The 21,862-nt window shown below is 41.9% G+C and carries 19 protein-coding genes and 1 pseudogene; 4 read left to right on the top strand and 16 right to left on the bottom strand.

Annotation, left to right across the window (positions count from 1 at the left end; all coding sequences use genetic code 11):
• Positions 1-24 precede the first annotated feature (24 nt).
• From BOD01S_RS12745 to BOD01S_RS12710, 8 genes are all read right to left on the bottom strand, one after another.
• On the bottom strand, positions 25-879 hold the full coding sequence (locus BOD01S_RS12745) for a patatin-like phospholipase family protein (protein WP_036159027.1): 855 nt from the start codon (positions 877-879) through the stop codon (positions 25-27).
• Between the two features lie 21 nt (positions 880-900).
• Positions 901-2,421 (bottom strand): aminotransferase class V-fold PLP-dependent enzyme, encoded by a 1,521-nt coding sequence (locus BOD01S_RS12740; protein ID WP_036159025.1) that lies wholly within the window; start codon positions 2,419-2,421, stop codon positions 901-903.
• A gap of 1 nt (position 2,422) precedes the next feature.
• A complete protein-coding gene (locus BOD01S_RS12735) occupies positions 2,423-2,971 on the bottom strand; it encodes a glycerol-3-phosphate acyltransferase (protein ID WP_233153052.1) in 549 nt (182 codons plus the stop codon).
• Between the two features lie 56 nt (positions 2,972-3,027).
• Positions 3,028-3,864 (bottom strand): ABC transporter permease, encoded by an 837-nt coding sequence (locus tag BOD01S_RS12730; RefSeq protein WP_036159022.1) that lies wholly within the window; start codon positions 3,862-3,864, stop codon positions 3,028-3,030.
• The gene (locus BOD01S_RS12725; protein WP_036159020.1) at positions 3,864-4,793 is read right to left on the bottom strand and encodes an ABC transporter ATP-binding protein; all 930 of its coding nucleotides are present in this window, start codon (positions 4,791-4,793) and stop codon (positions 3,864-3,866) included. The genes BOD01S_RS12730 and BOD01S_RS12725 overlap by 1 nt, the downstream gene beginning before the upstream one ends.
• Entirely contained in the window at positions 4,790-7,150 is a 2,361-nt protein-coding gene (locus tag BOD01S_RS12720; protein WP_036159019.1) for a hypothetical protein, read from the bottom strand. Before BOD01S_RS12720 ends, BOD01S_RS12725 begins: the two co-directional genes overlap by 4 nt.
• Before the next feature lie 215 nt (positions 7,151-7,365).
• Positions 7,366-8,544 (bottom strand): chromate efflux transporter, encoded by a 1,179-nt coding sequence (gene chrA, locus BOD01S_RS12715; RefSeq protein ID WP_407656002.1) that lies wholly within the window; start codon positions 8,542-8,544, stop codon positions 7,366-7,368.
• A 246-nt stretch (positions 8,545-8,790) separates the two neighbouring features.
• Positions 8,791-9,333, bottom strand: a complete 543-nt coding sequence (locus BOD01S_RS12710; RefSeq protein WP_036159017.1) for a recombinase family protein — start codon at positions 9,331-9,333, stop codon at positions 8,791-8,793.
• A gap of 116 nt (positions 9,334-9,449) precedes the next feature.
• On the opposite strand from BOD01S_RS12710, the gene BOD01S_RS12705 reads away from it, so the two are divergent.
• A complete protein-coding gene (locus tag BOD01S_RS12705) occupies positions 9,450-10,877 on the top strand; it encodes a SulP family inorganic anion transporter (protein ID WP_036159015.1) in 1,428 nt (475 codons plus the stop codon).
• 17 nt (positions 10,878-10,894) lie between these two features.
• A complete protein-coding gene (locus BOD01S_RS12700) occupies positions 10,895-11,314 on the top strand; it encodes a universal stress protein (RefSeq protein ID WP_036159013.1) in 420 nt (139 codons plus the stop codon).
• Between the two features lie 41 nt (positions 11,315-11,355).
• On the opposite strand, the gene BOD01S_RS12695 is transcribed toward BOD01S_RS12700, so the two are convergent.
• Positions 11,356-12,069: a hypothetical protein gene (locus BOD01S_RS12695; protein ID WP_036159011.1), complete on the bottom strand. Its 714-nt coding sequence runs from the start codon at positions 12,067-12,069 to the stop codon at positions 11,356-11,358.
• A 136-nt stretch (positions 12,070-12,205) separates the two neighbouring features.
• Positions 12,206-12,415 carry a hypothetical protein gene (locus tag BOD01S_RS12690; RefSeq protein ID WP_169745634.1) on the bottom strand — a complete coding sequence of 70 codons (210 nt, stop codon included), beginning with the start codon at positions 12,413-12,415 and terminating at the stop codon, positions 12,206-12,208.
• Positions 12,416-12,667: 252 nt separating this feature from the next.
• Here BOD01S_RS12690 and BOD01S_RS12685 point away from each other — a divergent pair, with 252 nt between their 5' ends.
• On the top strand, positions 12,668-13,132 hold the full coding sequence (locus tag BOD01S_RS12685; protein ID WP_036159007.1) for a hypothetical protein: 465 nt from the start codon (positions 12,668-12,670) through the stop codon (positions 13,130-13,132).
• Positions 13,133-13,211: 79 nt separating this feature from the next.
• On the opposite strand, the gene BOD01S_RS12680 is transcribed toward BOD01S_RS12685, so the two are convergent.
• On the bottom strand, positions 13,212-13,625 hold the full coding sequence (locus BOD01S_RS12680; RefSeq protein WP_036159005.1) for a VOC family protein: 414 nt from the start codon (positions 13,623-13,625) through the stop codon (positions 13,212-13,214).
• 429 nt (positions 13,626-14,054) lie between these two features.
• Between BOD01S_RS12680 and BOD01S_RS12675 the strand changes: the two genes are divergently transcribed.
• Positions 14,055-14,300, top strand: a complete 246-nt coding sequence (locus BOD01S_RS12675) for a YkuS family protein (RefSeq protein WP_036159003.1) — start codon at positions 14,055-14,057, stop codon at positions 14,298-14,300.
• A gap of 192 nt (positions 14,301-14,492) precedes the next feature.
• Here BOD01S_RS12675 and BOD01S_RS12670 read toward each other — a convergent pair whose 3' ends face one another.
• The 5 genes and pseudogenes from BOD01S_RS12670 to BOD01S_RS12650 form a co-directional block, all read right to left on the bottom strand.
• Positions 14,493-16,043, bottom strand: a complete 1,551-nt coding sequence (locus BOD01S_RS12670; protein WP_036158998.1) for a BCCT family transporter — start codon at positions 16,041-16,043, stop codon at positions 14,493-14,495.
• Between the two features lie 372 nt (positions 16,044-16,415).
• Positions 16,416-16,712, bottom strand: a pseudogene (locus tag BOD01S_RS12665) (ATP-binding protein); the annotation flags it as partial.
• A 163-nt stretch (positions 16,713-16,875) separates the two neighbouring features.
• On the bottom strand, positions 16,876-17,181 hold the full coding sequence (locus BOD01S_RS12660; RefSeq protein WP_036158993.1) for a DUF3784 domain-containing protein: 306 nt from the start codon (positions 17,179-17,181) through the stop codon (positions 16,876-16,878).
• Between the two features lie 47 nt (positions 17,182-17,228).
• Positions 17,229-17,981, bottom strand: coding sequence for a hypothetical protein (locus BOD01S_RS12655; protein ID WP_036158991.1), 753 nt, complete (start codon positions 17,979-17,981; stop codon positions 17,229-17,231).
• A gap of 3 nt (positions 17,982-17,984) precedes the next feature.
• The gene (locus BOD01S_RS12650; protein WP_244887316.1) at positions 17,985-21,713 is read right to left on the bottom strand and encodes a DEAD/DEAH box helicase; all 3,729 of its coding nucleotides are present in this window, start codon (positions 21,711-21,713) and stop codon (positions 17,985-17,987) included.
• Between the last annotated feature and the right edge of the window lie 149 nt (positions 21,714-21,862).

The following is a 21,862-nucleotide window of genomic DNA, read 5'->3' as shown; positions in this document are numbered from 1 at the left end:
CTTTCGGAGCTTCAAACCAGGACATTACTTCGTTAGAAATGCTCTTAATTCATTCATTCGGCTCTGACCTTGTGCATAGCCCATCTGATAATTTTGATTCATAGTAGGCACATGTTTTTCAAAGCTGTTTAAAGCGTACTCTGGTCTAAAAACAAATGCTCTTCCCTCTTTTTCGAGTGCTTCCACATAAGCTAGTGTTTCATTATAATACTCTATTCGATTTGCCATAGCTAGTGCGATTTTCGGGTATTTACGGGCCAAGAGCTTCATCACCCATTTACTTTTGCCATCCATCTCCTTGCGGTAGCCTTCCGGACGAGTAAGAACAAAAATATGCTTGTCATAGCCTCGGTTTTCAGCCTGTTTGATCGGAATAGGATCCGACAATCCCCCGTCATAATAAGGAACTCCGTCGACCTTTATTTCAGGAAAGAGCACTGGTATTGCGCATGTAGCCTGTAATATATTGCATCGTGTATCCATCGCTAAAGCATTCATATATTCGACTTCCCCAGTCAGTGCATTCGTCACGCCGAATTCCAGCTGTCCATTAAAGCTACGGTACTTTTCCCAGTCAAAATGATCCAGCTCATTCGGCAGTACATTATAGGCAAAATCCAAGCCGAAATAGCTGCGTTCCTTTATAAAATTTCGCATTCCCATATAGCGCTTATCATGTCGGTATGTAGATAAAATACGCAGTGTCCTTTCCTTTTGCCCTGCGACATAGGAGCAGGCATTGATTGCTCCCGCAGATATGGCAACAATATATGGAAGCTCGATATTCTCATCAATAAAAGTATCGAGTACCCCTGCTGTAAATAGTGTCCGGAATGTCCCGCCCTCCAGGATGAGGCTTGTATTTTGTATGGCAGACATATTCTGATCCTCCTGCTTTGTTTATTGCATAAAAGAGTAGTAAAGCTGTTCAAGCGCAGCAAAATCCCGCTCAAAATCCGGCTGTATCGTACTGATTTGGACAAAGCCGTTCTGTTTTAAATAACTGCTTGCACCATGTAGATCAAAATCATTCAGCTTTGCGCATAAAGCAAATTCCTCTAGACCTACAAATGTAACGATAATCGGATAATGTTCTGTTTGTAACCCGAAATGTGTATAAAACGGTGAAGCCAGCACTGTTTTCAGCCGTTTTTCCAGCAGATGATAACGCTCCGGATACTGTGTAAGTGCCTGTTTCGTATTCTCCAGTAAATAAACCGGTACAGTAAATGGCATTGTTTCATGATAATGTGCGAGATTTATATAAGAAGGGATATCCACTGCAGTTTGCGGAGCCTCATTGTATAGAAGAAAGGCAAGCCCGCCGAGTGCACCGATTGCTTTCCCGCTCACTGCCGTAGCACAGAAAACATTTTCCAGCGAAAAAGGAAGCGCACCGAAAGAGCTGATACAGTCAACGCATAATTTGACGTTATAGGCATCACAGAGTTCCTGTAACTCCTTAAGCGGATTTAGTGTTCCGGTCGATGTCTCTCCATGGACAAACGATAGCCAGTCAACGTTTTGTTCCTTGATTAATTTTTCAATTTCTTTTACGTTAAACGACTCGTTCCACCGATAGCTTTTTGTAACAAACGACAGTTCCCACTGCTTGGCCTGGGCAATCAAGCGCTCACCAAATTCCCCATTGCTCAGCATGAGTCCCCGCTTTTTCCCGCATGCATTTTTTATTAGCCCTAGCATCATTTCATTTGCCAACGTGCCTGATCCGACTACTACAGCAGCATACTTGGTACCGGACATCAATTTTAGCGTTTCCTTCATGTCGTTATATAATTTTACCCCGTCCACGCTGCGATGGGATATATTTGTATAGTGAAGGGGAGCTGTCTGTTTAACAGGTCCAGGATAAAACATCTTCACATCCTTCATCATCCGTACGCGGAATTGATCAATCGCTTTTCTTGTCAGTACCATCGGGAGATACTCAGCATCCTTCGCCCCTACTACAGGAGCGAATTGTTCAAAGCCGATTTGTATATACATTTTTACTTCACGTATTGTCCCTGAAATCACGCATGCTGAAAAGTCCTGTTCATAAAAGTAGGCGTATAAAGCTTTAAACAACCGGAGCATAGCCCGGCCGTTCCGGTGTTCTTTTTTTATTGCGAGGAGCCGAAGTTCACAAAGATTACCGCATAGCTCCTTAGGAAGGTGCTCCTCCATCGGTCCGATTTTTTCGTCGAGAGAAAACGGCCTTACTGCCCTAAACGCAATCATTCCGGCGATTTCAGACTCCTTATATACTAGCATATATGTATTTTCATGATGGAACCGATCGACTAACCGGCGCTCTTTATTTCGATGGTGCTGTGGAATTTCCTCTACAAATGTTTCATAATTAAGCGCGGCAATCTCATCAAATTCCTTTTCGGTTGTGGCAATTTTACACCAATACATATTACGTCACTCTTTCTATTATGTTTTGTCTATGTTCGATAGTCAGTAAAGTAAGCATAACAATAAGTACCGCAAGCTCATATCTGCCTGTTAGAAGAATTGTTACACTATAGGTAAAGAAGCCGATAATCATACTGATGGTCAAGCTTTTCGTAAAGGGCAATGAGAGACTCAGCCCACCCAGGAAGGCAAGCAGCAGGAGCGGTGAAAAGGCAAGTAAAGCGCCAATTCCTGTAGCAATTCCTTTTCCTCCTTTAAACCGAAGCCAAAATGGATAGAGATGACCTGCAACGACAAATAAAATACCTAAAGTGATCCAAAAATCACTGAATCCTAGGAAACGTCCCAGCAAAACAACAGCAATTCCCTTTCCGCCGTCTCCTAGAACCGTCAAGAAGAAGGCTGTTTTTCCAAGGGTACGTCCCGCATTGCGGGCACCTAAATTCCCTGTATTTTCCTTTTGTAGGTTGATGCCGTTCCACCTGCCTACAAAATAGGCGGTCATACACGTCCCAAGAAGATAACAGAATAGTAAATAAAAAATATGCATAGCTTCACCTGCCTATTAGTATAAAAGAAATGCCGGGAGAACCGGCAATTTCCGGGTCAGCCGCGCTTCATATTGGCACGCAGCCTAGAAGAGGAGATTGTCAGCAGCACAATGGAAAGCACTGTATAAAATAGCAGATACGTCACCCAAATCGGTATATCAATTCCTGCAAGCGTATAAAATTCTGTCATTAAATTCCCTGACAGCAAAGAAAGGACAAGTGCTCCAGGGTTAATGCTCAGCCAAAAATACGTAAATGGAGCTATTTCCCCTGCTTCTATCATTGTTTGATTTACCATAATGCTGATAAAGAAGAAAAATAGCGTGAAACCGGCTACAAATACACTTGAACTGTAGGTAGCGATCATTGATGTAATTGTACGCTTTGTCATTGTCGAAAAGAAGATGCCGATGCTACCAATTGCCACCATTGTGACAAAATAGAAGAAGAATACTGTAAGTAGCTGCACCGGTGAAATGCCGCCAAACAGAAAAACAAGACTGTAGAACGGTAGGCTGGCAAATAGCAGAAGTCCAAGGAAAGCCAAAGAAGAAAGTAATTTTCCAATGATGATCTGCCAGGAGCTTTGCGTTGTTGTGAGCAGCATGTTCAACGTCTGTTTTTCACGTTCAGCAGAGATGGCACCAGCCGTTAAACCAGGTGCGATAAATAAAATCATCCCCATTTGGATGAGTGACAGCATGGAAAACAGGTAGAAGCTTTCGCTTGGCCGGAAATAGCCAGTACCTGTCAGCTGTGTGGTAATGTAAAAGAATCCGATCACAAAAATGCTCATTGCAATCAAATAAGCAAGCATGCCCGAAACACTTTTAAAGAAGCGGAAACGAAGCTTCAATTCCTTCAATAATACAGGGTTAGTCAGCTTTCCCATTATTTTTCCGCCCCTTTCGTAATTGTTAAAAAGATATCCTCGAGATCTTGTCTTTCTTCCTGCAGCTGGTAAATCAAAATATCCTGCTGCAATGCTTGTTTTAAAAGGTTGACTTGCTGTTCCTTCGAGCCACGATAGAAGCAAATGACCGTATTGTCATCTACTATTTGTACATTTGATACAAGTGGGTCATTTCGGAAGTGGGAGGCCGCCTGTTGACTACTATTTAGTACTTTTACTGTGAGCTGACGGTCGCCCTGCATATGACCTTGAATAGAATCTACACTGCCTCGTGCAATAAGGCGGCCTTTTTCCAATACACCGATTTCGTCGCACATTTCCGCCAGTTCAGGCAGTATATGTGAGGAAATAAGAATCGTTTTGCCCTGCATTTTCAATGTCTTTACAATATCTCGCATCTCACTCCTCGATCTCGGATCCAGCCCCGATGCCGGTTCATCCAGAATCAGTACAGCCGGATCATGAATGAGTGCTCTTGCCAGGCAAAGGCGCTGCTTCATTCCGCGCGACAAAAGATCTACATATTCATAGCGCTTATCAGTCAACTTCACTAGCTCAAGAAGCGTAGGAATCAGTTCAGCCCGTTGTTGTGAGGATAGTCCGTAGCTTGCTCCGTAAAAATCAAGGTATTCATCAGTTTTTAGCTGATCATACACTCCGAAAAAGTCAGGCATATAACCGAGCTGCCTACGTACGTCATTCGGCTGTTCAATGATATTTGCTCCGTTAATGTAGGCAGTGCCGCTTGTCGGTGCTAAAAGAGTAGCAAGGATAGAAAAAGTCGTTGATTTCCCCGCTCCATTCGAGCCGACAAATCCAAAAACCGTTCCCTGTTCAATATGAAGAGTTAATTGATCGAGCGCAGTAAAATCCTCATATTTCTTCGTCAGCCCTTGTATATCAATCATTTTACTGCAACCCCCTTCAGCAAGATTTTAGGCAATGCGACAGGCATTCCGTCATCTTGCGTTATTCTTGATATCTTGAATTCAATCTTTCTACTATCAACAAGATAATCAGATATATTGTTCTGCACATTAATCTTTCCAGTCGACAGCAGTTCATATTGTCCTGTTGCCTGATTGTAGATAGCAGCCTTAATATTGTCCTGTTGATAGGAACCCGTCATTTCATGAAGCTGCAGACTGCTTATATCGATAGCGCTCGGAAGTGTATAGGAAGCAATATACTCTCCTTCACCAATATAGGCTTCTTCTATATTATTCTGCTCCAAATAGCCGTAAGCTTCCGCACTTGATTCTGCTTCAATCGTTACATAAAAGTCCGAGTGTGTAAGCGTCACTTTGTCAGTCAGCTCGGTTTTTGGTGTAAACGGTACAGAAAAAAGCGAGATGGCAGATATATGGTGATTTCCTTCGTATGTGACTGGAAGAATAGATCGCTTTGACCATCCTACTAATACCGGCTGCCTTCCTGCGTAAGCATTGTCAATCGTAGTGGAAGTCAGCTGTTGCAGCTTCCTCGCCTGAAGGTTTTTTGTCTCCTCAAAAGATTCGGACTCCCAGTAATCATTCACTGGAGCAAGCATACTATTTCCCCGGATAGGCAGCAGTACGTCAATGGTCTCTCCTTTTTTCATGTTACCGATTTTGTGGACTTGATTGCCATTTAATATCTTAACATCCTGTAAATCGACAGGTAATTGATTTGTAATTGTTCCTGCTAATTTGCCAGCCGAAACGGTAAGATCAACGGTTACCTTTCCGATATCATCCAGTTTTGTTCGGCCACTGAACGATTGCACTGACCAGTAGTCCATATCCTTTAGTGTGAGCACTTGCCCAGCATCCGTCCTCTTAATATAAGATTGAGTGTAAAGAGGTGCAGGCGAAAGGATTGCTCCTCTTGTATTCGCGACAGCCGTTGTACTGTCATCCATCGAAAAGGTGAAATCCCCCCTTTTATTGGAAAGAACAGCAGTTGTATAGGAACCTGCAATGGAACCGTCTTCCTGTACTTCATAAAGGGCCATTTGCTGTATTTGCGGCTCCTTTAACCGATCCTTTGCTCCGAACAAGAAGAAAGAAAGCGAGAATACGAGGGAAACTACCGGTACATAAATCCACATATGCTCACGCTTATCTACCCGTTTTATCAAAGAATAGAGGACAGGGCCGACAAGCACGATGTAAAGCGCAATTAATGCCATTACCCAGCCTGCTGAAAATTTAAATGACGGAAATAGTTCATTTTCGTATGTCCAGCCTGTTCCATAGCCGAGACTAGACGGTTGTGTCGCATCCTCTGTAGAATACGTAGAAAAATTGGTAATTCCAGATAGTAAATCGCTGTAGCCCGTCATATCGGCTAATGGTTGTGCTCCTAATGGAAAGGCTGTTTGAATAAGCCCCCCCTTACCTACCGATGTCTTTGCTGCTAGTACTTTTCCCCCTGTTTTCGAAACAATAGTGCTTTCTTTGTTTACTTTTCCTGCTTTTATTTCAAACGATTGTGTAAATGAACCATCGGCTGCTACATTTTTCATCTCTTCAGGTGTTACTTGGTCTGTTGAAGCACCAAATGAAAACGGCAGGAGAGCATTATATGGACCTGCATTTTTCACTTCAGACCCCAAAATGGCTATTCCACCTTGCTGAGTCCAAACGTAGATTGCCTGCTGCTGTTCCTCTGTCAACTTTTCAAACGCTCCGTCATCAAAAAATACAGCATCGACCATTTCAAGCAGAGAGGCATTGACCGGAACTTCTACAGGCGATACAAAACGGGAGATGATCGTCATAGCAGAAAACTGTCCGAGCTGCTTCACCGCCTTCAGCCTGTTAGCATCCGATGTGACCGCAAGCACCATCTTCCCTTCGTAATCAATAAAGTCAGGTGTTACATAATGCATGCCCTCATACTCTATTTCTTTTCCTTTCTCCATTTCCCCCTCAAACAAATGGAAATAATCTTTTCTTGGCTGCTCTAAATTCAAATCCTCGGAGTAGCCGGCTAATTCGATTTCTAATGTCTTTTTTTCTCCGGCTTCCAAAGTAATTGGATATACGAGCGCAGAACCTGTTCCATACGAAACCATTGCATCTATGACAAAATCGCCGCTGAATTTCTCGCCGTTGTTCGTGATAGTTACGGTAAGCGGTACAGCATGGTCATACTTGACTTTGTTATCAAAACCGATTTTTGCATCGACATATAATGAAGCTTGTGCATTTGTATGATTGAGCGGAATAATAAATCCTAGAAATAAAAGCCCAATGATAAGCAGTCTGATTTTATTGCGCATAATTTCCTCTCCTTTCCTGCTTTACCTATCATTACGTTTTCATTATAAAGTAAGTTCCCAAAGTTTTCCGTCCGGCCAAAAATAAAAAGCGAGGAATCTTCCCCGCTTTTATTGCTTATTAATATCCCCTTTCCCATTTGCCCTCTCTATTGGTCAAAATAGTGTCTTTACTTTGCCACTATTAAAGCAGCCTGGAATGTCTTTTCTCTTTCTGCTTAATACCAAATGATGCCGACCAAAATTCCCAGCAGGACAATTGTAGAAGCTTTCATCTTCCACTTGATTAATAAGACGAAAAATAAAATAATAAAAACCGCATCAATAGCTCCTGAGATAGAATCAGAAATAATCGGCGTAAAGAACGCGGCTGTTAAAATCCCGACAACCGCTGCATTCATCCCAGCAATAGCACCTCGCATCTTCTGATGTCCGCTTAAATATAACCAAAATGGGAGTGCGCCGAGAATCAGCAGAAAACCTGGAAGGAAGATGGCGAATGTCGCCCATAAAGCGCCTCCTATTCCCCCAAGTATCATGCCAATGTATGCAGCAAAGGTAAACAGTGGTCCAGGTACCGCCTGTGTTGCACCGTAACCTGTTAAAAACGATTCCATTGACATAATACCACTGCTGACAAAATGTGTTTCTAGAAGCGGGAGGACCACATGACCTCCCCCAAAAACGAGGGCACCTGCTATGTAAAACTTTTCAAACAAGACAAGAGCCTTTATCGTAAAGAAATGATTCGCCAGCGGCAATACAAACAGTAATGCAAAGAAGATAAACAGTAATACAGCCCCTGTTTTTTTAGATAGCAGCTGCTTGTTAGTCACACACTTTGTTGTTCCTGTTAGAGTTAGATAGCCCGCTATACCCGCTATAAGAATCACAGCTGCTTGTGTCCAAGGTGTCGTTAATATAAGCCCCGCAGCACATGCCAAAATAGCTAGAAGGGTATGTCGCCAGCCTATTAATAGTTTATTCACCATATCTACAATTGCTTGGCCAACTACCGCTACGGCGACAAGCTTTAATCCCTGAATCCAGCCCATATTAACCTCTCCCTTTAAATAGAAGGCGGCAAACAGCATAAGCAGCAAAACTGAGGGCATAGTAAATCCGGTAAACGAGACAATACTTCCAAGCACGCCTCCCCGGATCAACCCAACACCGATACCAACCTGGCTCGACGTTGGGCCGGGTAAAAATTGGCTCAGTGCAATCAGATCAGCGTATTCCTCATCTGTTAGCCATTTCTTTTCTTTCACATACGTTTGCTGGAAGTAACCTAAATGTGCAGTCGGCCCGCCAAATGATGTGCAGCCAAGGCGAAATGACACGAGAAAAATTTCAACGAGTGTACGCATAGTATCCTCCTTTATGTAGAACGACATCTCCCTAATAAATGCTGAGTGATATGCTTTCTTGTTTTTCTTTGTACTTGCAAAAAAGCATGGCAATGCCAGACCGCCTGACTCTACCATGCTTATAAATCAACATATTTTGTTTTAAGATAGCAAGTCAAACCAGACCTGTAAACCCTCTCTGATATAATAATAAGCCCACTTTACAAAGCTGCAATAAAAAAACAAGGAACAGCGGAACCTCTGCCCCTTGTAAAGGTTTTGTAAATCTTTTCTCTACTCCTCTAACTGGTCAATATAGCGATAGAGGGTAGATTTGCTGATGCCGGTTTGATCCTTAATCGCCTGCAATGTATACACTTTACTTTGATACATCTCCAATGCCTTTTTCAAATTATCATCTGATTTTTTTGGCCTGCCTATTGCTTTGCCTTGTTTTATTGCCTCCTGCATAACGAATGTAGTGCGATGGCTTGTACAAGCTGCCTGTAGTTTTGAAAAGAAGGATGCAGCTTCCGCCAATGTCATGCTGGGCATTGTCTGATTTGTCATTTCTTCATCAATGAAATGGATAAAGACGCCGTCTTTCTCTGCCACTCGTAAAACATCTTCAAATTGGGATAATGTATCCGCTAGAACGACCATATGCTGCACATATAATTCATCCCCACTTTTCATTTCCATCAGCATGTTTTCCAGCGCAGTCCTTTTTTTGGCGTAAGGATGCGATTCTTCAAATATTTTATCAACTGTGACAGCTCCAAGCTGTTGCTGCATATCTTTATCATCTTGTACGGGACGTTTATATCCGTAAATCATAGTAAGCTCCTTACCTTCCCAAAACTATTCCATTTTGGGAATATAAATGGTACGATAATGAATGTCGTTTTTGTATCAATACACTTACGTAAAACTATATCGAAAGGATCAATAACATGCAATCTTTAAAAGAACAATGGTTTGGTAACATCCGTGGTGATATATTGTCAGGTATCGTTGTAGCACTCGCACTGATTCCTGAAGCAATCGCTTTTTCTATCATAGCAGGTGTCGACCCGATGGTTGGGTTATATGCATCATTCTGTATAGCGACAATTATCGCATTTGTCGGCGGGCGTCCGGCTATGATATCTGCAGCAACTGGGGCGATGGCTCTCGTTATGGCAGACCTTGTAGCGGATTATGGCTTGAACTATCTACTCGCCGCAACAATTTTAACAGGTATTGTCCAAGTATTACTAGGGGTTTTCGGGATTGCAAAACTAATGCGCTTTATCCCAAACGCTGTAATGATCGGTTTTGTCAATGCTCTTGCTATCCTAATTTTTATGGCACAGGTACCCCATTTCCTTGGTGAAGGCTGGTTAACCTATGTCTTCATTGCGGTTACACTGCTTATTGTTTATACGGTACCGCGATTTGTAAAAGCAATACCAGCGCCCCTTATCGCGATCGTTGTCCTAACAGCAGCGGCATTTATTTCCGGAGCGGAGCTGAAAACAATCGGAGATTTAGGTAACATCACACAAAGTCTGCCGTCATTCTTTATACCGGATGTGCCATTTAACTTTGAAACGCTGCGAATCATCCTTCCCTATTCTTTAGCCCTCGCAGTTGTCGGGCTTCTAGAATCATTGCTGACATCGCAGATTGTAGATGATATGACAGATACGAAGTCCGATAAAAACCGGGAAGCACGCGGACAAGGAATCGCCAACTTCGTAAATGGATTTTTCGGCGGAATGGCTGGCTGTGCCATGATTGGTCAATCCGTTATTAATGTCAAATCAGGGGGCCGCGGCCGTCTTTCTACTCTTGTAGCTGGTCTCTGTTTAATGTTCCTGATACTTGTACTTGGGGATCTGGTTGTTGATATCCCGATGCCTGTCCTTGTCGGCATTATGATCATGGTATGTATTGGTACATTTGATTGGGGCTCTTTTAAATATATTATTACCGCCCCTCGCGCTGATGCAGTTGTCATGCTTGTAACAGTCGCGATAGTTATCTACACAGATAACCTGGCAATCGGTGTTATCATTGGTGTCATTTTGAGTGCTCTGTTCTTCGTGGCAAGCATCTCTAAAGTAAAAATAAAAGAACAAGGAACAACATACTTCATAGAAGGACCGCTGTTCTTTGCTTCTACACAAAGTTTCATCCAGGCATTTGAGCAAGTATCGCAAAAAGAAATAACGATTGATCTCTCAAGTTCTCATTTATGGGACGAGTCCGCAGTAGGTGCAGTAGCGAAAATTGTATCCAAGCTTGAAGAGCAAGGAATTGCTGTACAAGTAAAAGGATTAAATCCGGCGAGCGAAAAATTATACAATAAGTTACTCGGTCTATCCGGCGGTCACTAAACGAAGGAGGAATGCGAATGTATCAGTACATTTTACTAGCAGCAGATGGGTCGGAAAACGCCATCCGTGCCGCAAAAGAGGCAATTAAACTAGCAAGCTTTACGGAAAGTTCATTGATTGATCTTGTTTATGTAGTGGATTTTGAAAAATCGAAGAGTGATGTACTACATGCCGCCTCTCCAGAGAGTTTGGAGATCGGGCGGAGACGCAAAATTGCCCCGATAGAACAGTTGATTAAGGAAGCAGGCATCACGTACAAGGTCACCCTTCTAAAAGGTGAACCTGGTCCTGAAATCGTACGCTATGCGAATGAAGCAAATGTTGATATCGTCATTATCGGCAGCCGAGGCCTGAATTCCCTGCGGGAGATGGTGCTTGGCAGTGTCAGCCACAAAGTAATGAAGCGGGTAAAATGCCCTGCGCTGATCGTGAAATGATAAAAGGTCGTACGAGAAAAAATACTGACTCGTACGACCTTTTAGTTTATCTTCATATAAGGCGCAATCTTTTCAGACAATATGTGAGTTTCCCAAGGGAACCAATAATACGTTTCCCCATCAAACTGAATATTGTACCGGTAAGCGAAGGGACCACCTGTATAAAGAATGATTTGATAGTAATCAGGATCCTTTTCCGTCGTATTAGGATTGAAATCCACCTGTTCCCTGCTTGAAGTAAGTAACTGTTCAATCTCCTGAATATCATCCGAGTTTTCCCATGTAGAGAGCAGCTTGTTTCCTTCAGCCGTATAGATTGAATAAAACTCAATCCGCTTTACATTTTCTAAAGGCATATCTTGAAAGCGCCAGCGGTATTTTCCAGCATCCCTTGTATAATATATCCGGTAGCCTCCAATTTCCTCATCGTCCTTTACTGCTAAAAGGTCAGGCTCGCCTTTTACCGCAAAAAACTCTGTTCCCTTCTCATGAAAAGCGGCATCCCCGTTTTTCGTTTTATAATTGGAGTTTGTCACATTGTCAGCTACCTTGAATGTCACTGTTCCGATAGCCTCACCTATATAGGATTCGTCTGTAAGCACAGCATCATAGACAGCCTCATAGGACTTATTATCCCATTTGATAAAATCAACCCAATCAATAATGGATTCCGTGCGGGTAATTGAATTAAAGAAATTATTACTGCAGCCGCCAAGCAACATAAGTCCCGCAAGCAGGAACAACCACTTTTTCATTTTAACCACCTCTTTTTAAAGTAGACTTCCGAGAAAACGAAAAGTTACAATATAGTTCTAGGTTTTTTAACGTCACGCCATTATATAAAACTGACTGGAAATAAAAAGACGGTCTCCTATACGGGACCGTCTATCCTCATTCATATGTTTTTTGAGTAGATTGTGCATCCAGCTTATACTCGATGTTCTCCAAAATCTTCGTTTGGATCTTTAAGTTCTTTACGATGGTAATCATGAACCAAATAACGAAGATAATCATGCCAAGATAAAACGCCATAAAAAGTAATGTAAAGATAAGTGCTAATCCTCCAGCAGCAGCATCCATTGTATTCTCTCCTTCCTGCATACTATTGGTTATTCAAAAAAACCACGTAATATGACTTTTTCAAAGACAATTGGAATTATATAAAATAAGAGGTAAAATATTCAATGGTCCATTCTTACTGAATGTGGCTATATCAATCTCCATTAGACCTATAGACTACACCGGAGATTAAGTGTATTGAACTGACAGCAGAATAGGCAGATAGAACCCCGCATACTGATGCAAATGCAATAAGTGCTTTGTTTTTTTCATCAATTAGCAAAGGAGGAACGTATGGCATTAGAACATGAATTTTATTTAGTGAGAGATATTCTTCAAATGGATGGCATAATGCACATTAAAGAAAAAACTATCCTTATATTAGATTCGGTTATTATCGATGATGACCTTATCCTTTACATATCAGATTCTTTAAAATGGCTGCCAAGCAAGCTAGTAAATTTCCAGGGAATGTCGGACTACACTGGTATCGCTTATTACGGCATTACTCTTTTTGATCAGCAATCTGCGCCCCTTCTGTACCGTATATTTTGCGGATGGAGAGATTTATTTCTAAATGCGCCATCAAAGCTGGAGCTTACAGGGAGCTATATTTTTCCCGATGAAATGGATGACATGGGGGAATATGAAAAATTGGTATTCAAAAAAGAGGATGTATTGCGGCAGTTTGAAAAAATGATAACACTTGCAGAGTACTTGGCTAACGGAAATTGTTATATATATCATATAGGAATTTAACTGACATCCTGCTTTAAAGCATCAATAAGAACGTGCCTGCCTATAAAAAAGACTAACAGGCATGTTCTTTACAAAAAAATTATATTCCTGCTGTATTCATTAATACGACCCGCCAGCCATCAGGATCTTCTATAGTAACCCCTTTTTCTTCCCAGTATGGATTTTCCGGCTCGACCTCTGGGTAGCCCATTTCTTGAAGTTTTACCGCCATATGCTCGATTGTTTCTTTATCAGGAATATACAATACGAGTAAATTATCTTTTGTAGGGGCAGGACAAGGACTACCATTTTCATGCTCGGTAAATTCCAGGTGATAGTCTGTATTCGGCAGCCCAACCATCAGTCCTTTATAGCCTCGATGTCCTTCAAACGATCCAACTTTTTTAAGGCCTATACCTTCACAGTAAAAACGTTCAATTTCCGCTAGTTGATCTGTCGGTCTTGCTATACGGACTTGAACGACTGATAAATTTTCACCCCATTGACTATTCATTTTCTCTTCATCCCCTTTACATTCCAACTCTCTCTATTCACTAATGGCCAAATCCTCTTCTGACTGGCCCTCAGATGAAATAATATCATTATACACTTAATTTCATTCTCTTTTGTATGGTGGTGCTTCTTCCACTACGTTTTTGGCTTGTTGAACACCTAAAGAAACAGTTTTCATATAATTATTTCATTATGAGCCAGGACATTCCCCTTTTCTTAAAAAAGGTAATTTTAAAAACCTATAAAAGGTTACAATAATAAGCTTTTTAAGCTTTTAACAAAATTGCCGCGGTTTCCGGCTTGCAAGTAAAGAACAAATAAGGCTGCTGTAAATGTTTATATTCAGCTAATACGTGAAGAAAACAAAAAACGATAGAAGTGCATAAACAGCCAAGGGATATGACACATTATTGATAGGAGGTGGAGAAGAATGTCTCAAATTATCGGTGTTGAGGAATCTTTATCAAACGTGGAAGAAGCTTTAAAGGCAAAAGGTTACAAAGTAATTCAACTACGTAATGAGGAAGATGCGAAAAAATGCGATTGCTGCGTAATTACAGGACAAGATCGTGATGTAATGGGAATCAGTGACCCTGTTATAGATGGTCCGGTTATTGATGCAGGCGGACTTTCTGCAGATGAAGTTGTGCAACGTGTAGAAAAAGTTTTCCACTAAGCTCATTATGCTGCTCAATGAATCAATGATGATTCCTTGAGCAGCTTTTTTGATTTTCACATGTAAAAAGAAGTATTGGTCGATAGTAGCAGCACTATACCTTTATAATTAATGAATTTTATTAAAAGCCTAAGCTTTACAGACCACAGGGCAATTTTACAGCTGCCCTGTGGTCTGTTTTTTTGTGCATGGTTATTTCTTTTCGTTTTCAATATATTCTCTCATTTTTTTCAAGCGTTTAATATCCTTTTTGGAAATGGGCACCATTTCATGCTTAATCATCTTCACAAATGAGACGATCAGCAATAAGACAATGATTGTAAATGGCAGTGCGGAAATTAAGGAGGCTGTTTGTAGTGCATCCAAGCCTCCTGTGAAAAGAAGAACGCTTGCAATTGCAGCCATCAATACTCCCCATACTACTTTCATCAAATTGCTAGGATTCAAAGATCCGTTCGAAGTCATACTAGCCATCATATACGTAGCCGAATCGGCAGAGGTAATGAGGAAGGTAAAAATAAGCAAAAGACCGATAATCGAAGCAACCATTGTCAAGGGGAGCTGATCAAGCATTTGGAATAAAGCTACGGTCAAATCGGTATTTACCGCTTCCGCTATATTCGTACCAGTATTCAAATCGAAGTAGAGGGCGGAACCACCAAAGACAGCAATCCAGAAGCATGAAATAAGCGGCGGAATGATTAGCACCCCTATCACGAACTCGCGGATTGTGCGCCCTTTCGAAACGCGTGCTACAAAAGATCCAACGAACGGGGACCAGGCAATTGCCCATGCCCAGTAGAAAATCGTCCAGGTCTTCACCCATGTACCTTGTACATACGGCTGCATCCGAAGACTGTATTCGATGAAATGCGTCAAATAGTCACCAATGGCCAAAGTAAAGGTTTCAAGAATAAATACAGTAGGACCTGTTACAAAAACAAATAATAATAATAGCATAGCTAAAGCCATGTTGATATTACTGAAAATACGAATTCCTGTATGCAGACCTGTTGTGGAGGACGCCATATAACCAACAAACATTATACCGATAATGGCCAGCTGTACCCAAACAGATATCGGCGTACCAAAAACAGCATGCAGGCCTCCGTTTGTCTGGAGGACACCGAGTCCAATGGAAGTTGCTACACCCATCACAGTCGCAATAACAGCAAGAATATCAATTGTATTTTTTACTACTCGATTTGACCCTGTAACGGGTTCCAATGCAGTAGACATTAATAAATCCTTTTTCTTATTAAATTGCATAAACGCCATTACCAATCCCATGATGGCAAAAACAGACCACTGGCTTACCCCCCAGTGAAAGAATGCATACCCCATTGCAATCCTGGCTGCATCCGTAGATAGCGGTTCCACATCACGAAAAGGTGTATTGAAGAAATGGCTCATTGGTTCTGCTACACCCCAAAAGACAAGTCCAATCCCTAAACCTGCCGAAAACAGCATAGCAATCCAAGAATGAAACTTAAATTCAGGCCGTGCATCTTTTCCACCCAGCCGAACTGTGCCATATTTTGAAATTGCCAATGCGATTAAGAATATTGCGATGACAAACACGGATAATAAATAAAACCATCCAAAATAATCGGTAGTAAAAGAAAAGAGCCTCGTTGCAATCCGCTGAAAAGTAGCAGGAGAAACCGCTCCTAAAATAACACATAGTAATATAAAGATACTTGAAACTAAAAAAACCGGGCTTTTCAAATTGCTCTCTTTCAAAATTGTCTCCTCTCAAGGAAATAAACCATACACTATTTTCGGTAATTCCCTTCCGCTTGGGTGATAAAACGTATACCAGAATAATTTAAAGATACGAATACAATAAATAATTTCAAATTGATATCCCTGCGTTCTATGTCAATTTCCCCGGTTCCGCATGGTTTTATTCTTCTTCCTGCCTTGCAGGAGACTTTTATGTGCTTCAAAGTAATAAGCGTGAATGATGCTTTAAGAAAAAGAATTGGCTAACCGTCATAATAAGGAGGTGTTTAATGTACTTGGAGATGTCAGTGAAAGGAAGCGCTATTTTTTAAGGAAAAGAAATTAATTGTAAACAAAGACAAAAGCTTATAAGACTCTTCATCCCATAAGCTATTTTACATGTATTGGATGCTCAATAATAAAGCTCATCCACCCTTCTTTATATTGTGCACAAATTATACCTTTATGAAGTTCCACAATCCTTTTGGAGATGGCAAGCCCAAGCCCTGTTCCTTGACTATGGTTTCTTGCCTTATCACCCCTGAAAAACCGTTCAAACAATTTGTCTACCTCATTAACGGAGAGATTTTCAACCTTGTTAGAAACCTTCCTGACTGCTTTGTCTTCTTTGATATTTAAGCTTATTAACAGCTCAAATGGTTTCATGCTGTATTTTATCACTCCTAATTACCCCAGTAGACGTACTTAAAATAAGTAGATGGAAACGAGGTGTTTTCATAAAGAAAAGACCCCGCGAAATCGCAGGGTCGGCTTTTCCGTTATCGAATTAAAAGCATTTGAGATACCTTTCTCTCATTACTGTTGTGTATAGAGGCGGTTCAGGGCGGATTTACTTTATCCCTTCCCGTTCAATCCGTTTCATCTGGATATTCATTCGGAGAACCGCACCTATTATCAATACTGCCAATGGTATTACTGTATAATCACCGATGAACAGTGTTAATATGCTGCAAATAATCAATCCGGCTGCAATTGTATAGGCAGTTTGCCCGCCGGCCTTCGCTACTTTGCGTACATCCCCTTGAAATGTTTCCTCATTAAACCCTGCCAAGAGCCCTACAAAACCTTTTTGCCATATTAAATAACCAAGCCCTAAAAACGGCAGGCTGATGATCAAGTAAACGACAGTATCCATAGTTCTCATCCCCTTAAAAAACGCTTCTTAACATCCCGCATCTAGCTTTATTTCGATAAATACCGTTCTTTCCAATCAGGCCGCTCTTTTGTATGCAGAACCTCCTCTAAATCCGGATCCCATTCCTGTGTTAGCGTATTATACACCCGCGCAAATAACGTATCTGTTTTAGTATCGTGTAGTATATAGGCCAGACACGGAACATCATTGATTTGGATTTCTTCACTGGAAAGGATAGATGTTACATAGGTTTTTACCTCATCGTCCTCTTCCTGCATATGGCTAAGCTGTTCAATCATCTGCTCTTCCCCCAGATTCTCTACTTCGAGACCAGCCGCATAAGACAGCTCCTCCGGAAACTCATCAAATTCAAGCACCTCTTCAATATCGCCTGAAAGAATTTTCCGGTGGATAGGACTATATTGTAAGATGTCGCTAACTGGATCGAGTTCCTCTTCATATACGCCCTCTGTCAGCTGTTTTTTACCTTTAGGCGTCAGTACTAGTGTTTCTTCCTTCTCTACAAGTCCCGTCTTTTTCATATTATTTAACAGGTCATTAATAAAAAGAGGCTCAACAAGCAGAACGTCAGCAAGTGCTTCCCCGTCTTTAAACACGCCGGTCTGGAAGGAGATCAACATCATTTTCATTAAAATATCCATCGGCTTTTTCAAAACAGGATTATACGTCACCTTGAAGGATTGAACGGGAATACAAAAGTTCATTTCATGTATAATCTCCGCGCCGTCCATCTGTTTTAGCTGACCTGCCAATTGCCGTTGCAAAGTTGAAAGTTCCATCGATTATGCCTCCTTAAACGCACGGTAGCCGTCTTGAGTTTTTACCGTATCTAGTACATGGCTGTACATATCGCGAACTTCTCGCTTTTTCGGTTTCTGAGTAAACATTTCTGTGCTGCCGATTAAGGCCAGAAGCTCACGTGCACGCGACAGTGCCACATTCAATCGGCGATAGTCCTTCGCAAAACCGATTTCTCCGTTTCCTCCGTTATTCCGTACCATTGATACGAGAATAATATCCATCTCCATTCCCTGGAATTTATCGACTGAACCAGTACGGATATGAAGATGTGGAACACTGATTTCCTGCTCGACCAGGCGGTTAATCCGCTTCACCTGCTCTGCGTAGAAACTGATCACCCCTACTGATTTTAGCGTATCTGCTGAAAGGCGCCCGTCTCTTTTAGCTTTCTCTGTCGCTTCATTCATTTCGAGCAGCAGCTTTTTGATAGTGCTAAGCTCCGACTCATTGTATAAACTAGACCCTTCCTGCATGCGCTGTTCAAAATAACGCTTTTCGTTCGGTACATCAAACCAAAGAAGGTGGTTGTGCAGATCGAAATGCGATGTAACGAGCTGATGATTACGGAGTGCATCGGAATCCGGCAGACCACATTTTAGCTCATCGCTTTCATTTTTGTAAAACGGTGTAATTGTCTTCATAATATTTTCGTGCATACGGTACTGGATTGCCAGCATTGTTTTATTCGCTCTAGGCAGGTTTTTATATAAACGTTCAAATAGCGATTCTTCAAGCAGCTTTTCAAGCTCACGTTTTTGCTCAAATGTATCACTTTCCTTTACTACTTGCTCAAGTGTCTCTTCGAACGTCTCATCTCCAATCAGCGGAGGGAGCTGATGATGGTCACCAACGAGGATGATTTTTGCTCCTTTCAGCATCGGCAGCAGCAGCTCCGGCGGTGTGGCCTTTGATACCTCATCAACAATCACCACATCAAATGTCGGATAGTTGTCCATAAATTCCCGATTGGCGGAAGCGACACAAGTCGTTCCAATAACATTGGCATGCTTAACATATAGCTTACGGATTTCATCCAAGTCATGTTCATTCGCTGATTCAAGCATGGACTGCCACTGTTTCTGTAAATTTTGGGTAACGGGCAGCAGTTTAATTTGTTCTTCCAGCTTTCCGATTTTTTCTATACATGCGGCAAGTTTTCCTGCTATACCGGCAAGTGCCTCCTCGGGATTCTGTTTCACCAGTGCTTCTAATTCTTCTCTTTCTTTTTCAAGTGCAAGTCCTGAGCTGTTTACTTCCTTAAAGTCTGCAATTGTTTTAGCAAGCAGCTTTTCCCCGCTTTCAAGCTCTTTTACTATAACCTGTAGGGCTGCAGTTTTTTGGTCTTTTTTCGACGCCAGCTCCGATATGATAGTAAGGATATTAGCCATTTCCTTTTTTGTTTTGTCGGCATTGAGCCGAATTGTTCGCAGTGTTTCAGCTGGCCTAGCTTTTTTCACCGGTAATGATTCAATATGCATCGTTGTTACCGATAGCTTGTCTTTCCATTTTTGAATTTGGTCACGCATCGATTCGATGACAGACTCATTTGCCCCCTGCTGCTCCTTAAGCACTTCAATCAGGGCTTCTTTCAATCGTTCAAAAATGATAATGGTATCTTGAATTAAGGCATTATAACGTTGCAATTGCTCATCAATATAAGATTTTCGTAAATGCAGACCTTGAATGGAGCGGGTTCCGTTCGACATATTGATTTTTTTCTCAACAAAAGCTTTGCTTAGTTTTGACAGGAAGTCGCTTACTTCATGAATGGAATACGAATGTTGAGGAGGTAGAGGCAGATGCTCTACATGGATGCCGAGTGTTGTTTCACTGTAGACAATCGCTTTTTCCAGGCGGGAAGCGACATCTTTAATACCTTTATACGCCTCTAATTGCTTCTGGCGCTCATCAAGTGACATAAGCAGCCGGTCAAGCACATAGCTTCGGCGAAGGCCGTGTGCCTCTAAATAACTCTCAACCTCGTATACTTTCTTGAGCGCAGTAATCTCCTCCGCCTGGGCTTCTATTGCAGTAGCCCCGCCTGTTAGATTCGCCAGCTTCTCTTCTACAGCGGCAAGCTGCTGACTGCCATGGCTTTGCTCCTCTAATAGTTCAGCCAGCTCCAGCTCCTGCGAGACTTCATCAAACTGCTGTGTTGCGTCTTTAAGCCGCTTTCTTACGCTCTCTTCGCTGTCATACTGAGCCAGATCTTCCTCTAGTTTGGCGATATCCGTCTCATAAGAAGTAATATTTCCACGAAGCTTCTCAAGTGCAGCCTCTGTTTCCTCCCGTTCCTTTTTCAAAGAACCGAGCTGCTTTTTTAAGGCTGTAATCATTTCATGCAGCTCAGAAAGACGGATTTCTGCCTGCTGCTTCTTCTCAATTTGTTTTTCCAGTCCGAGCTTTTGCGTTTCATAGGAAGTAATTTTATCCTTCGTTGCTTCAATTTCCTGAAGCAGCTTTTGTTCCTTTACGGCATGCTCGCTGACTTCTGCTGAAATAGCTTCATACGTCTGTTCCTTCCAGTACGCCGAGACGTTTTCCTCGATGAATTTTTTACCCTCTTCTTCAATGGATTCTGTCCGCCCATACCGCAGAATTCGGATGTCTTTATTGGAAAGCAGTCGACTCAGCGCGTTATCCACTGCCAAATTGGATTGTGAGGCAACAAGTGTCTTCAGGCCGGCTTTTGCATTTTGATAGCAAATTTCAGAAATAACGGTTGTCTTACCTGTTCCCGGGGGTCCCTGGATGACATATAAGTCTTCAGCACTCATTGCGCCAACAACGGCCGCCCGCTGAAATTCATTTAAATTATTGTGGAACTCCAGCTCTACATCTTTTCTCCGTTCTGCAATGACCGGTTTGTCCTCAAACAGGATATTTTCGAGGTTGGCATTGGCTGCAAGCCCTTCCTTCAAACGTTCAAAACCACGAAGGAGACGCTGCAGCTGTGCTTTTGTTGCTGCATTGCTAAATTCAATTTTGTTGAATTCAAAATGCAGTTCGTTTTTCCTTGCCATCCTTGCCATGTCCGGTTTTAATTCGATTTCTACCGTGCGTTCGCCGCGGTTTACTTTTACGACATCTCCCAAATCTTTATGGAAGCCGCGGACACGCGAACTGAGCCCTTTTAGCTGCTTCCACTGTTTTGCATCTAGACCTGACAGCTGCATGACAACGTGCGAAAATTCGGCATTAAAGCGGGGACTTGAAAAGTTCGCCTCGATGTCCTCGATTTCCGCATTTTTGTTTAATACTTTCAAGTATCCTTCCCAACTTGAAATACGCTTATTTACATAGTCATACCGTTCCTTTGAAAACGGCAGCGCAGCAAGCGAGCTGATAAACTGGTCTGGATACGTATGACCATTAATACGGGTCGGCACAAAATGGACAAGTAACCGCTCGCGGCGATTTGTCGCTACAGGTGTTCCTATTCCTCTTGTACGGAAGCTTTTTGCCACTAGCCCGCTTTTCAAATCAAACAGACAGTCCATAATACAAACCCGTTCAGGGAATTTCTTTGCCAGTCCTTTATTAACGACCGGATCGAAATATAATGTTAACGAGAGCTGGGTTCCATCTGTTTCCAGCTTCTCTACAAATACAACAAAAGCTTTCTGTAAATTAAAAAAGGCGTGTTCATCTGGAACATGCTGCTTCAACGCTTCGCGAGCTGTATTTGTCAATACAATATGTAAACGCATTTTTTCGGTTGCGGTCGTCTGCATATGAACACCCTTTCCTTTATTCGTTCAAAAATAGTCACAAGCTCTATTATACCAACAATATGAGTAGGTTGGTAGAGTCTCTGCATGATAAAAAGCTTATGAATAGCTTCATAAGCTTCTGAGAA

The sequence above is a fragment of the Lysinibacillus odysseyi 34hs-1 = NBRC 100172 genome (assembly GCF_001591965.1).
In the GTDB taxonomy this organism is placed as follows: Bacteria; Bacillota; Bacilli; order Bacillales_A; family Planococcaceae; genus Lysinibacillus_B; species Lysinibacillus_B odysseyi.
This window is presented reverse-complemented; position numbering and strand designations above follow the sequence as displayed.

Bases quoted from the DNA above. Each gene is read 5' to 3' on its own strand.
- BOD01S_RS12730 (WP_036159022.1), bottom strand. From the start codon at position 3,864: ATGGGAAAGCTGACTAACCCTGTATTATTGAAGGAATTGAAGCTTCGT.
- BOD01S_RS12725 (WP_036159020.1), bottom strand. From the start codon at position 4,793: ATGATTGATATACAAGGGCTGACGAAGAAATATGAGGATTTTACTGCG.
- BOD01S_RS12660 (WP_036158993.1), bottom strand. From the start codon at position 17,181: ATGGATACTGTCGTTTACTTGATCATCAGCCTGCCGTTTTTAGGGCTT.
- BOD01S_RS12690 (WP_169745634.1), bottom strand. From the start codon at position 12,415: ATGCAGGAAGGAGAGAATACAATGGATGCTGCTGCTGGAGGATTAGCA.
- BOD01S_RS12710 (WP_036159017.1), bottom strand. From the start codon at position 9,333: ATGATTTACGGATATAAACGTCCCGTACAAGATGATAAAGATATGCAG.
- BOD01S_RS12685 (WP_036159007.1), top strand. From the start codon at position 12,668: ATGGCATTAGAACATGAATTTTATTTAGTGAGAGATATTCTTCAAATG.
- chrA (WP_407656002.1), bottom strand. From the start codon at position 8,544: ATGTCGTTCTACATAAAGGAGGATACTATGCGTACACTCGTTGAAATT.
- BOD01S_RS12675 (WP_036159003.1), top strand. From the start codon at position 14,055: ATGTCTCAAATTATCGGTGTTGAGGAATCTTTATCAAACGTGGAAGAA.
- BOD01S_RS12695 (WP_036159011.1), bottom strand. From the start codon at position 12,069: ATGAAAAAGTGGTTGTTCCTGCTTGCGGGACTTATGTTGCTTGGCGGC.
- BOD01S_RS12720 (WP_036159019.1), bottom strand. From the start codon at position 7,150: ATGCGCAATAAAATCAGACTGCTTATCATTGGGCTTTTATTTCTAGGA.
- BOD01S_RS12655 (WP_036158991.1), bottom strand. From the start codon at position 17,981: ATGGAACTTTCAACTTTGCAACGGCAATTGGCAGGTCAGCTAAAACAG.
- BOD01S_RS12735 (WP_233153052.1), bottom strand. From the start codon at position 2,971: ATGCATATTTTTTATTTACTATTCTGTTATCTTCTTGGGACGTGTATG.
- BOD01S_RS12745 (WP_036159027.1), bottom strand. From the start codon at position 879: ATGTCTGCCATACAAAATACAAGCCTCATCCTGGAGGGCGGGACATTC.
- BOD01S_RS12740 (WP_036159025.1), bottom strand. From the start codon at position 2,421: ATGTATTGGTGTAAAATTGCCACAACCGAAAAGGAATTTGATGAGATT.
- BOD01S_RS12650 (WP_244887316.1), bottom strand. From the start codon at position 21,713: ATGCGTTTACATATTGTATTGACAAATACAGCTCGCGAAGCGTTGAAG.
- BOD01S_RS12680 (WP_036159005.1), bottom strand. From the start codon at position 13,625: ATGAATAGTCAATGGGGTGAAAATTTATCAGTCGTTCAAGTCCGTATA.
- BOD01S_RS12700 (WP_036159013.1), top strand. From the start codon at position 10,895: ATGTATCAGTACATTTTACTAGCAGCAGATGGGTCGGAAAACGCCATC.
- BOD01S_RS12705 (WP_036159015.1), top strand. From the start codon at position 9,450: ATGCAATCTTTAAAAGAACAATGGTTTGGTAACATCCGTGGTGATATA.